The organism is Enterococcus sp. AAFC-DPL-5146, from assembly GCF_058216635.1.
In genome coordinates this window covers 2,413,374-2,425,230 of the sequence record NZ_CM177103.1, presented here as the reverse complement: position 1 = coordinate 2,425,230, position 11,857 = coordinate 2,413,374, and the positions used below count along the sequence as shown (strand labels likewise).

The 11,857-nt window shown below is 35.3% G+C and carries 11 protein-coding genes and 1 other annotated feature (1 of these 12 running past the window's edge); of the genes, 8 read left to right on the top strand and 3 right to left on the bottom strand.

From position 1 onward, the window contains the following. Positions 1–30: 30 nt before the first annotated feature. Entirely contained in the window at positions 31–666 is a 636-nt protein-coding gene (locus AC4BB2_RS11110) for a pentapeptide repeat-containing protein (protein ID WP_490472993.1), read from the bottom strand. Between the two features lie 27 nt (positions 667–693). Beyond that, positions 694–1,752, bottom strand: a complete 1,059-nt coding sequence (locus AC4BB2_RS11105) for an FUSC family protein (protein ID WP_490472992.1) — start codon at positions 1,750–1,752, stop codon at positions 694–696. 329 nt (positions 1,753–2,081) lie between these two features. Between AC4BB2_RS11105 and AC4BB2_RS11100 the strand changes: the two genes are divergently transcribed. Beyond that, complete coding sequence (locus AC4BB2_RS11100) at positions 2,082–3,758, top strand: peptide ABC transporter substrate-binding protein (RefSeq protein WP_490472991.1); 1,677 nt, start codon at positions 2,082–2,084, stop codon at positions 3,756–3,758. A 77-nt stretch (positions 3,759–3,835) separates the two neighbouring features. Here the strand turns inward: AC4BB2_RS11100 and AC4BB2_RS11095 are convergent, their stop codons facing one another. Then, complete coding sequence (locus AC4BB2_RS11095) at positions 3,836–4,186, bottom strand: DUF3899 domain-containing protein (protein WP_069634351.1); 351 nt, start codon at positions 4,184–4,186, stop codon at positions 3,836–3,838. An 82-nt stretch (positions 4,187–4,268) separates the two neighbouring features. Between AC4BB2_RS11095 and opp1B the strand changes: the two genes are divergently transcribed. The 7 genes from opp1B to AC4BB2_RS11060 all read left to right on the top strand — a co-directional run bounded on the left by opp1B (position 4,269) and on the right by AC4BB2_RS11060 (position 11,674). After that, the gene (gene opp1B / locus AC4BB2_RS11090) at positions 4,269–5,210 is read left to right on the top strand and encodes an oligopeptide ABC transporter permease Opp1B (RefSeq protein ID WP_207111369.1); all 942 of its coding nucleotides are present in this window, start codon (positions 4,269–4,271) and stop codon (positions 5,208–5,210) included. Further along, the gene (gene opp3C / locus AC4BB2_RS11085; RefSeq protein WP_490472990.1) at positions 5,210–6,262 is read left to right on the top strand and encodes an oligopeptide ABC transporter permease; all 1,053 of its coding nucleotides are present in this window, start codon (positions 5,210–5,212) and stop codon (positions 6,260–6,262) included. Before opp1B ends, opp3C begins: the two co-directional genes overlap by 1 nt. 5 nt (positions 6,263–6,267) lie before the next feature. Then, positions 6,268–7,329 (top strand): oligopeptide ABC transporter ATP-binding protein Opp1D, encoded by a 1,062-nt coding sequence (opp1D, locus tag AC4BB2_RS11080; RefSeq protein WP_490472989.1) that lies wholly within the window; start codon positions 6,268–6,270, stop codon positions 7,327–7,329. After that, positions 7,329–8,288, top strand: a complete 960-nt coding sequence (locus tag AC4BB2_RS11075) for an ABC transporter ATP-binding protein (RefSeq protein WP_490472988.1) — start codon at positions 7,329–7,331, stop codon at positions 8,286–8,288. Before opp1D ends, AC4BB2_RS11075 begins: the two co-directional genes overlap by 1 nt. Positions 8,289–8,693: 405 nt before the next feature. Then, entirely contained in the window at positions 8,694–9,815 is a 1,122-nt protein-coding gene (locus AC4BB2_RS11070) for an RNA-guided endonuclease TnpB family protein (RefSeq protein WP_490472987.1), read from the top strand. 258 nt (positions 9,816–10,073) lie between these two features. Continuing rightward, complete coding sequence (locus tag AC4BB2_RS11065; protein WP_490472986.1) at positions 10,074–10,859, top strand: Cof-type HAD-IIB family hydrolase; 786 nt, start codon at positions 10,074–10,076, stop codon at positions 10,857–10,859. A gap of 14 nt (positions 10,860–10,873) precedes the next feature. After that, complete coding sequence (locus AC4BB2_RS11060; protein WP_490472985.1) at positions 10,874–11,674, top strand: Cof-type HAD-IIB family hydrolase; 801 nt, start codon at positions 10,874–10,876, stop codon at positions 11,672–11,674. 107 nt (positions 11,675–11,781) lie between these two features. After that, positions 11,782–11,857, top strand: a sequence feature (ribosomal protein L20 leader region) (it continues 57 nt past the right edge of the window).

The following is an 11,857-nucleotide window of genomic DNA, read 5'->3' as shown; positions in this document are numbered from 1 at the left end:
AAAACATCAAGATCCAACATCTCTTCTTATTCAGTCTTCAATAATCAAGCCTAAACCTGCAGCAATCGTAATCGCTTGTTCTTGAGTTACAGTTAATCCTTTAAGTAATTCTTGTGAAAAAGCAATTTTTTCAAAGGTACTCTTAGTTAAGTCAATTCCTGCTAATTTTGTATGGAACCAGTTACTTCCAGTTAAGGAACAATTTTCAAATATAAGATTGTTCCAAGTGACTTCGACAAACTCAGTATCAGTTAAACTTGTTTCCTTGAACTCAACTACCTTTTGATTGGTGTTACTAAATGAAGCGTAATCTGCCAAACAATCTTCAAAGAGACAATCCCGCAAATAACTTTCAGCAAAATTTGTCCCCGTCAATTTACATTGTCGAAAATGCACTTGATGAAAACTAGCTCCAATCCATTCCGTATTAGAAAGATCGCAATGGTCAAAAACTACATTGCTGCACTCGAAACGTTCTAGATGATTGCGATTCATTGTAATTTTTTCAAATTGGCATTCTCTAAATACTAAGTTGCGTACATCCTGATAACTGAGATCTTGATCCTGTAATAACATACCTTCAATGATGACTTCATCATCGATAGAGATGAAATCTGTTTGGCTAAGTTGTGGTAATAAAGGAGCAATCGGTTTTTTCGTTTTCATACTAAACCTCCAATGATAATTAGAAAATTATTCTGTTTCTTTGTCTAAATGTTCATCCAGTTGGTACGCACGATTATAAAATTTCAAACAAGTCGTTAATACGAAGGCACCAAGTAATCCCAAAAGGCTGCCAAGAACAATACCAATCAAACGATAACTTAATAAACTTATTAAATACTGGTGGCGGGCTAAATTCGCTAATAGTAAAGCCATAGGTGTGGTGAAAAAGTTTGCAATCGTATAGTTTCGTCGAATAAAAAATTCTACTGTTACAAAGAAAAAGCAAATGAGTAAAATCATTTCTAAAGAAGTGAATGCAATGCTTAATAAAAGAGCAGCGATCAATAGTCCAATCATTGAACCGAGAATCCTTTGAACATTCCGATGCATAATTGCTCGTAAATTATCTCCTTGTAAAACAGCAGCGCTTGAAACAACCATCCAATAAGCATTGGTTAAATGTAAGGATTGACTGATATATGTTGCTAAAAATAAGATAGTAGCATAATGCAAGGCGTCAAGTAGTGCCGCAGGATCGGTATATAAGCGTTCTTGCAAAGAAACTTTTTTTTGCGGTGTGCTAGGTTTTCCTTCAATAAAATAAAGGATAACTGCTACAATAAGTGACGTTAAAATACCCAACAGAACGTAACTCATCATAATAGGAATTTTTTCTAACGGTATTTTAGTCCCAGTCCCCATTGCGGTAACCATGACAATAAAAAAAGCTCCAGGCTTAGCGATTCTGTATAATCTAAAAATAATGCGAGCAGAAAAGGCAATTATGGCAATTGCAAAAGGAATAATCCAAGGAATATGAGTACTAAGGACACCAATAAGATTTCCAAAGAGTAAAAAGGCGCCAACAGAACTTAAACGAATCATTAGTTCTTTCAATGGAAGAGTTTGATAGTAAAGAAAGGTAAAAATTCCGAGAGATCCAAAACTTCCAATTAGTAAATTATTTGAAAAATAACCAATGAATAAAGGAATTGCCATACATATGCCAGCACCAATTAAGCGAAAAGGTGTTTTTTCTGGTTTATGAAATACAATTAATTCTTTAAAAAAAGATGAACGATGCATCTAATCACTCCTTTGCTTCTGCGATTGTTATTCGTCGCAGAAAAATGTGAACCTGAACCTACTTGTCGCAGGTGAAAGTTGCTCTACAGTTTTTGCTTACTCCTTAATTTAACATACTTTTTTAGAAGAAGACAATGGCTCTATAAAAACTGGTTTCTAAGAAATACCTTCCAGTCAAGATATAATTTAATGATGCCATCATTAAGAAAAAATAAGATTATTCTTGATTTTTTAATTTAAAAATTGTAAACTATACCTCAGAACAATAAATAATTATTAAATTCTGATTTTTCAGAAAATACTGAGAGTCTTTTAGGGAGGAAAAAAGAATGAAGTTAAAAAAGTCACTTACTTTTGGATTCATCACTTTATTTAGTTTAACACTAGCTGCATGCGGTAACGGAGGCAGTAAAACAGCTGATTCAGATAGCGCAAAAGGGTCTGGTGGAAAACCAAGCGGTGAGCAAGTTTTCCGTGTGAATGTTTTACAGGAGATGCCAAGTGCTGATTTATCAGTAGCAACTGACACGATCAGCTTTTCTGCTTTAAACAATGTATATGAAGGAATCTATCGTTTGAACTTAGATAATAAACCAGAACCTGCTGGAGCAAGTGAAAAAGCAGAAATTAGTGAAGACGGGATTACCTACAAGATTAAATTAAACGAAAAAGCAAAATGGTCAGACGGAAAACCTGTTAAAGCAGAAGACTACGTTTATGGATGGCAACGTACAGTTGATCCTGCGACCGCTTCAGAATATGCTTATCTTTACGAATCTGTAAAAAATGGTGCTGATGTTGCAGCAGGTAAGAAAGACAAAGCTGAATTAGGAATCAAAGCAACTGGTGATTACGAATTAGAAATCACATTAGAAAAAGCAACGCCATACTTTGATTATCTACTAGCATTCCCATCATTCTTCCCACAAAGAAAAGACATCGTGGAAAAATATGGAAAAGACTACGCTTCAACTAGCGAAAAATCAGTTTATAACGGACCGTTTGTCTTAGCTGGTTTTGATGGACCAGGAACAGATACAGAATGGTCATATAAGAAAAATAAAGAATATTGGGATGCAGATACTGTAAAATTGGATGAAGTAAAAACGAATGTTGTAAAAGAAGCGCCAACTTCATACAACTTATTCCAAGATGGACAAGCAGATGATGTTACATTGACTGGTGAATTAGCGCAACAAGCTGCCAATGATCCACAACTTGTAATTCAAAAAGAAGCATCAACACAATATATGGAATTAAACCAAAAAGACGAAAAATCTCCATATAGAAACGAAAATTTAAGAAAAGCAATTTCTTACTCTATTGACCGTAAATCTCTAGTTGAACAAATCTTAGGTGACGGTTCAGTAGAACCTAAAGGTCTAGTTCCAGCTGACATGTCTACATCTCCAGATGGAAAAGAAGACTTTACTGTAGCAGCTGAAGACAAGATTACCTACGATAAAGAAAAAGCTAAAGAACATTGGGAAAAAGCGAAGAAAGAATTAGGAATTAAAACATTAGACATCGATATCTTATCTTCTGATGCGGATTCATCTAAGAAAACAGTTGAGTACATTCAAGGTGCGATTCAAGAATCCTTAGAAGGTACCAAAGTTACTGTTAGTCCAGTACCACTTTCTGTACGTATAGACCGCTCAAATAAAGGTGATTTCAAAACTGTTATCGGAGGCTGGGGAGCTGACTATGTAGATCCAAGTAGTTTCTTAGATCTATTTCAAACAGGCGTTCCATATAACCGTGGACGTTACAGTAATCCTGAATACGACAAATCAATAAAAGAAGCTTCAACTACAAATGCGAATGATCCTGAAAAACGTTGGGAAAATATGGTTGATGCAGAGAAAACAATCATGGGCGACATGGGTGTAATTCCTCTTTATCAAAAAGCTGAAGCTCACTTACGTGCTGAAAAAGTTAAAGATGTTGGTTTCCATCCAGCAGGTGCGCAATACGATTACAAATGGACATACATTTCAGAATAGTCTGAAATAGTTGTCAATAGTAAAAGGACCTTTGCCCTCTTTGAATAAAAAGGCAACGGTCCTCTTGCTATCTTTGCTTAGAAAAAGTAAAATAATAAAGAAACAATAGAGACGATCAGTAAAATACCGCCAGTTTCAATCCAGTAAAGCTGATGTGCTTTGCCAATTTCTGAAAATGGAATGAATTCTTTCGGTTCATTTTTCTTTTTAAAACGAAAATGCATTTTCATAAAACGTTGGAAATTATCGAAAAATCCTGAGGACATGATCCATAAGGCTAAACCGATAATTAAAAAGAACAATGAAACGATGAAAAAGGTATCAGATACAGAACGGATAGTTAGTGACTGTTTTATTAATAGTAGGTAAGTGAAAATACCGATGCTTGAGACCGCTGAGGTAATCAAGGGCCATTTAAAATTTTTCATGTGCTCATCCTTACTTAAATTTTCTATCCTTACTTTATCGAAAATAACTGATGAAGTCAAAATAATCTCGGAGGTGTCATTCTTGAACAGTTTTGGAAAATATTTTCTTAAACGGGTCTTCTTTATGATCGTCACATTGTGGTTGATCGCAACGATTACGTTTTTCCTAATGCAATTATTACCAGGTACTCCTTATACCAACCAAGAGAAACTTAGTCCAGAAACAATCGCTATGTTGAACAAGCAGTCAGGTTTAGATAAACCAGTAATCGTTCAATATGGAATCTACTTAAAAAATCTTGTTGTGGGTGACTTTGGAATTTCCTTCCAATTTAAAAATCAACCTGTAGCAAAACTTTTGGCAGGTCGTATCGGACCGTCAGTACAATTAGGTGCACAAGCCATCATCTTTGGTACACTAGTGGGTATTTTACTAGGAATCATTGCGGCGATGCGTCAAAATACATGGGTAGATACATTAGCTACATTAATGGCTATCTTAGGACGTTCTATTCCTAACTTTGTTTTTGCCGTATTATTACAATATATTTTTGCTATGAAATTGAAAGTTCTACCGATTGCAATGTGGAACGGTTTTGCTTATACGATTTTACCGACGATTGCCTTGGCAATGAGTCCGATGGCCGATTCCGCCAGGTTTATACGAACCGAAATGGTTGAAGTTTTACATAGTGATTATGTAGAGTTAGCACGTGCAAAAGGCTTGAGCCGTTGGCAAGTTGCCGTAAGACATGGACTTAGAAACAGTTTGATTCCTTTGATCACTTTATTAGGACCTTTAGCGGTCGGTTTGATGACAGGATCGTTAGTTGTTGAAAATATTTTCGCTATCCCAGGTATTGGGGAGCAATTCGTAAAATCAATTATGACCAATGACTATCCAACAATTATGGCAGTAACGATTTTATATTCTGCTTTGTTAGTATTTGTTATCTTAATTGTTGATTTACTTTATGGATTAATTGATCCAAGAATTCGTGTTTCAGGAGGTGCCAAAGGTTAATGGAAACAGTTGACTTAAACAATGTACCAGAAAAAATCAAAACAATTCCGGTAGGTGAATTCCAACCTTTGGATACATCTACAACTAAGGAAAGAGAACGAATTGCAACGCCGTCATTGAGCTTTTTACAAGATTCTTGGCGCCGTTTGAAAAAGAATAAAGCGGCTGTAATTTCTTTAATTTTATTAGGAATCATCATCTTTATTTCTATTATTACAATTTGGGTTTCGCCTCATGACCCAACGCAGCAAAATGTTGCTTATATCAATTTACCACCGCGTATTCCGTTTTTAGATAGTATCAACGGATTTAACGGTACAGCAACTGTTGCTGGTAAAATTGTTGATAAATATGCTCAAGCAAATGTTCCAGATAGCGTTAATTTCTATTTAGGAACAGACGGTTTAGGCCGTGATGTGTTAAGCCGTTTATTCATGGGAACTCGTATCTCATTATTAATCGCGTTTATCGCTGCTTTACTTGATATTACAATCGGAGTAACTTACGGATTGATTTCAGGATTATTAGGCGGACGTGTCGATACAGTGATGCAACGTGTTTTGGAAGTTCTTTCAGGAATTCCTAACTTAGTTGTTATGATTTTGATGCTGACAGTTTTTGATCCAGGTATTTTGTCAATCGTTTTAGCGATGGTTATTACTAACTGGATTTCAATGGCCAGAATTGTTCGGGCTCAGACCTTGAAACTAAAAGATCAAGAATTTGTCTTAGCTGCCCAAACACTAGGTGAATCTCGCTTGAAGATTGCTATCAAGCATATCTTGCCGAATATTTCTAGCGTAATCATTGTTCAAATGATGTTTAGTATTCCATCGGCAATTTTCTTCGAAGCGTTTCTAAGTTTCATCGGTTTAGGATTAAGACCGCCGACCGCTTCTCTTGGAACATTATTGAATGAAGGATACAAAACCTTCCGTTTCCTTCCATATTTGATGTGGATTCCTGCCGTAACTCTGTCAGTTGTAATGATTTGTTTTAACTTATTAGCTGACGGACTACGTGATGCCTTCGATCCTAAGATGAAAGAGTAGAGTGAATGACTATGGAAAAAGTATTAGAAGTAAAAGACTTACAGATTTCTTTTGATACGTTTGCTGGAAAAGTAAATGCTATTCGTGGTGTTAGTTTTGACCTATTTAAAGGTGAGACACTTGCAATCGTGGGAGAATCTGGTAGTGGGAAATCAGTAACGACTAGAAGTATCATGCGATTATTAAGCAGCAATGCAAACATCGATAATGGAGAAATTCTGTTTAAAGGTGAAGATATCGTACACAAAACGGAAAAACAAATGCAAACCATTCGTGGGAAAGAAATTGCAATGATTTTCCAAGATCCAATGACATCATTGGATCCAACAATGCCAATCGGCAAACAAGTAGCTGAATCATTAATCAAACACAATAAAGTATCTAAAAAAGAAGGACTAGATCAAGCCTTAGAATTATTGAAATTAGTAGGGATTCCAAACGCTGAAAAACGTTTGAAAAATTACCCTCACCAATTTTCAGGTGGGCAACGTCAACGTATCGTTATTGCGATTGCTTTGATTTGTTATCCAGAAGTTCTGATTGCTGATGAGCCGACAACGGCTTTGGATGTAACTATCCAAGCTCAAATTTTAGAACTATTAAAAGATTTACAACAAAAAATCAGCACATCAATCATCTTTATCACACATGATTTAGGTGTAGTAGCTAATGTCGCTGACCGTGTAGCAGTTATGTATGGTGGACGATTAGTAGAAGTAGGAACATCAGAAGAGATTTTCTACAACCCGCAACATCCATATACGTGGGGCTTATTAGGCTCAATGCCGACAATGGAAGGAACTGAGGATAAATTATATGCTATTCCTGGTTCACCTCCAGATTTATTAGATCCGCCAAAAGGAGATGCTTTCTATCCTCGAAATGAATTTGCAATGAAAATCGATGCAGAAGAAGCACCACCATATTTTGAAGTGTCACCGACTCATAAAGCTGCAACGTGGTTATTAGCACCGCAAGCACCAAAAATCACACCTCCAGCTGAAATTGTAAGACGTTGGGCGATTTACGCTGAGCGTCATAAAGTAACAACAGGAGGCGTTAAATAATGAGTGAAAAAAGAAAAGTACTTTTAGATGTTAAAGGACTAAAACAATATTTTAACGTAGGACGTCCTGATGAAGTTAAAGCCGTTGATGATATCAGTTTCCATATTTATGAAGGCGAAACCTTCGGATTAGTTGGAGAGTCTGGTAGTGGGAAATCAACGACTGGCCGTAGTGTGATCCGTTTATATGATCCAACAGATGGCGAAATCATTTTTGATGGCGAAGATATTAGTAAGATTCGTTCGAAAGCAGGAATGCAGGCATTCCGTCGTGAAGTTCAAATGATCTTCCAAGATCCTTATGCATCATTGAACCCAAGAATGAAAGTTAATGATATTATCGCTGAAGGAATTGATATCAACAATTTGGCTAAAGATGCTGCTGAACGTGAGTCAAAAGTTAACGAGTTGTTAAAAGTCGTTGGTCTTGATCCAAGTCATGGCACACGTTATCCGCATGAATTTTCAGGTGGGCAACGCCAACGTATCGGGATTGCTAGAGCTTTAGCAGTTGATCCACGTTTTATCATTTGTGATGAGCCGATTTCAGCGTTAGATGTATCTATCCAAGCACAAGTTGTTAACTTACTACAAGACTTACAAAAAGATGCTGGTTTGACGTATTTGTTTATTGCCCATGACTTGTCAATGGTTAAACATATCAGTGACCGTATTGGTGTTATGCATAGCGGTAGATTGTTGGAAATGGGTTCAAGTGATGATGTGTATAACTTTGGCGTACATCCGTACACTGAAAGCTTATTATCAGCGATTCCATTACCTGATCCAGATTATGAACGTACACGTACACGTATTGTTTATAAACCTCAACCAGAAGATAATAAAGAGCGTAAATTAAGAGAAATCACGTCAGAACATTATGTTTATTGTTCTGAAGATGAAGTCGAAGTGTATCGTAAAAAAATTGAAGAGAAAAAAGCCAGAGCAAATCACGAGTAGTTGCTTTGTAAATTAAATACTAGCTAGGAAAAAAGAATGATTTTTTCTTAGCTAGAATTTTTAAAATGGTAGATGAATGAATCAGTTTGCATTGTGACGTAATCATTTTCTGTCAGTGCTGATCGAGCTCATTCAGCTTTTTATTCAATCTAGCAGTATGAGACAGCTCTCTCGACAAGTAGACAAATATATTGAAAGATAAAAAGCATCTTTAAATATATTTCCTAACTTGCTCAAGAGCTAGGCGTCTCATGTAGCTTTTTATTCAATCTAGCTTCATGAGCTAGCACTTCGGAAAAAAGATAAATAATAACGATGATAAAGAACATCCTCATCATTATTTCCTATTTTTCTGTCAGTACTGATCGAGCTCATTCAGCTTTTTATAGGTAGGGTGGTATTCTAATGAAGGTATTAAAAGCGTATAAATACAGACTTTATCCTACTTCAATGCAAGAAGAATTTATCAAAAAAACTTTTTCTTGTGTTCGACTTGTGTATAATCTTTTATTGCAGGACAGGATTCAGCTTTACAAGACGTTGAAAGAAAATCCTGATTTAAATGTGAAGCTGCCGACACCGGCTCACTATAAAAAAGAGCATCCTTGTTTAAAGGAGATCGACAGTCTAGCGTTGGCAAATGCACAAGTATACTTAGATCGAGCATTTAAAAAATTTCATAGAGAAAAAGCAGTTGGTTTTCCTAAGTTGAAACAAAAGAAAAACGCTGTAAAATCTTATACAACGAATAATCAGAATGGCACAGTTAAAATTATTGACGGGAAATATTTAAAAGTGCCAAAATTGAAATCGTTGATCAAAATGAAAATGCATCGACCAGTAATAGGGAAAATTAAGTCGGCAACGATTTCTGTAACTCCTAGTCAAAAGTACTTTGTTTCGATTCTTTGTGAAGAAGAAGTACCGACAGTTGAGAAGACATATTCTGCAATTGGAATAACTCTAGGAAGCTCTGAATTTGCGGTGTTATCGAATGGAAAATGTATAGATAATGATAAATATACGAAAGAATTTGAAACTCGTATTAACAGAGAAGAAAGAAAATTGACACGGCGTAAGGAAATTGCTAAAACAAAAGGAACAGAACTTTCACAGCAAAAAAATTATCAAAAACAAAAACTGAAAGTAGCAAAAATGCGGGAAAAGTTAATGAATCAACGAATCGATTTTCTAAATAAAATCACTACAGAAATTGTGAGTAAGTATGATTTGATTTGCATTGAGGATATTCATCAATCAGAGTTTTTTAGGAATAACAAATTACATCGCGGTGTTTCAGATGTTTCATGGGCATTATTTGTATCCAAACTTGAATACAAAGCATCATGGTATAACAAAAGATTAATCAAGGTTTCTTTGTGCGATGAATCTTCTGAACATTCAGATAATACAAAAGGAAGTCAACTTTTTTTTCAAGATATTGATGAGAAAAGAGGGATGGAGGACTTAGAGACTGCTGCTAGTATCCAAATACTAACTCAAGGATTAAAAGAAACACTACTATAAAAGAAACAAAGAACTGTAGGGACTACAGGGATAGCCTAGGGCATATAAGATAGATATAGCGTTTATTCGATCATTTGTCTTTTTCTAGGAAATTTCTAGAGACTAGAAATAGTTCACTAATTATTAGTTGATTGAAAAGTTTAACTTCATTCTATTATGCTTGTGTACATATTTACTTAGCAAGTAGAATGAAGTTTTTTCTGCATGTGATAAAAGTGTAGTACAATAGTAGTGAGTTAACAAAAAGAGAGGACAGCTATGAAAAATTTTAGTGCACTTGTATTTTTTGATCTAGATGGAACCTTGCTAAATAATGAGTCAAAAATTTCAAAAGAAAATCATCAGGTGATTTTAGAGTTAAAACAGAACAATGTTTTGCCCTTGATTGCAAGTGGACGTTCTCCAAACGAGATTAAACAAATCACATCAGCAACATCGATTGATTCTTATGTAAGTTTGAATGGACAATTTAATGTGGTAGAACATAAAGTGCTCTCAAAACATGTCATACCTGTTGCGGTCATTCAAGAATTGATGGCTTTTTCTAAATCATTGGGTCATTCATTAGCTTGCTATACAGAAAATGACTATGGCGCTTGTTATACAAATGGTAGTATGGAAAAATTATATCAATTAGATAATGCTCCGTTACCAAAGATTTCTATGGATTTCTACGAAAAAAATGAAATTTACATGGTCTATCTATTTTCAGAGGATAAAGAAAAAGATCTTTTGTATCAAGAGAAATTCTCAGATGTAGTTACCTTCTATAGAGATAGTCCATATTCAATGGCGGTTGTATTAAAGGGGCAATCGAAAAAAGCAGGGATTCAACAAGTTATTAAAAGTTTAAATTTAGAACATCTACCAACCTATGCTTTTGGTGATGGAAACAATGATTTAGGTATGTTTGAAGCTGTAGACACAGCGATTGCTATGGGGAATGCTTCAGATTATGTGAAAAGTCATGCAGATTTTATTACGAAGTCTTATATGAATGGCGGGATTTCTTTTGGGTTAAAACATTTTGGATTAATAGATTGAAAGGACGCGATAAAATGGCAGTAAAAATGATTGCAGTAGACATGGATGGTACTTTTTTAAATAGCCAGCAAGACTATGATCGAGAAAAATTTGCTCAGTTGTATCAGCAGATGAAACACCAAGGCATTCGTTTTGTAGTAGCAAGTGGGAATCAATACTATCAACTTAAATCTTTTTTTCCAGAAATTGAAAATGAATTATCTTTTGTATCAGAAAATGGTGCTTATGTTATTAATGAAGGGAAAGAAGTTTTCTGTGGAGAAATCGATCCTGCCATCATTGAAGAAGTGTTGACTATCTTAACTGCGTTTGAAGAAGGACATACAATTCTTTGTGGGAAAAACAGTGCCTACGTTAGAGAAGATGAACCGGCCTCATTTATTGAACACGGCAGTAAATATTACCATCGATTGAAAAAGGTTCCTGATTTACTTGAAGTGAAAGATGATACTTTGTTTAAGTTTGCTTTGAGTTTTCCTGTTGAACAAGTAGGTAAAGTGTTAGAACAGCTGTCAGAAGTGTTAGGTGATAAAGTCGTACCTGTTTCAAGTGGACATGGGGATATTGATTTGATTATTCCAGGCATACACAAAGCTCATGGATTGATGAAATTACAAGAATTATGGGGAATACAAAATCATGAAATAGCAGCTTTTGGTGATAGTGGGAATGATTTAGAAATGCTGAAACATGCAGGATACAGCTATGTAATGAGTAACGGACAACCAACTGTCAAAGTTGCTGCTAAAGAAATCATTTTATCCAATGATGAAGATGGGGTATTGGTTAAAATGGAAGAATTACTTGGAAAGTAAAAAAAATTCTGTAGGAAAGAAGCCATTTTTAAAAGAAAAGGCTTCTTTCTTTATTACAAAAAAACATTGACAAAAAAGAAAAAAGATTATATACTAATAAAGTTGAGAAATGAAAGCAGAAGCACCCGCTTCTCGCCTTAGCTGACATTGTCACTGGGCTGGATATTGGATTCCTTGTATCAA

Excerpts from the sequence above, each read along its gene's own strand:
- AC4BB2_RS11105 (WP_490472992.1), bottom strand. The coding sequence starts at position 1,752 with ATGCATCGTTCATCTTTTTTTAAAGAATTAATTGTATTTCATAAACCA.
- AC4BB2_RS11065 (WP_490472986.1), top strand. The coding sequence starts at position 10,074 with ATGAAAAATTTTAGTGCACTTGTATTTTTTGATCTAGATGGAACCTTG.
- opp3C (WP_490472990.1), top strand. The coding sequence starts at position 5,210 with ATGGAAACAGTTGACTTAAACAATGTACCAGAAAAAATCAAAACAATT.
- AC4BB2_RS11075 (WP_490472988.1), top strand. The coding sequence starts at position 7,329 with ATGAGTGAAAAAAGAAAAGTACTTTTAGATGTTAAAGGACTAAAACAA.
- AC4BB2_RS11060 (WP_490472985.1), top strand. The coding sequence starts at position 10,874 with ATGGCAGTAAAAATGATTGCAGTAGACATGGATGGTACTTTTTTAAAT.
- AC4BB2_RS11100 (WP_490472991.1), top strand. The coding sequence starts at position 2,082 with ATGAAGTTAAAAAAGTCACTTACTTTTGGATTCATCACTTTATTTAGT.
- AC4BB2_RS11110 (WP_490472993.1), bottom strand. The coding sequence starts at position 666 with ATGAAAACGAAAAAACCGATTGCTCCTTTATTACCACAACTTAGCCAA.
- AC4BB2_RS11070 (WP_490472987.1), top strand. The coding sequence starts at position 8,694 with ATGAAGGTATTAAAAGCGTATAAATACAGACTTTATCCTACTTCAATG.
- opp1D (WP_490472989.1), top strand. The coding sequence starts at position 6,268 with ATGACTATGGAAAAAGTATTAGAAGTAAAAGACTTACAGATTTCTTTT.
- AC4BB2_RS11095 (WP_069634351.1), bottom strand. The coding sequence starts at position 4,186 with ATGAAAAATTTTAAATGGCCCTTGATTACCTCAGCGGTCTCAAGCATC.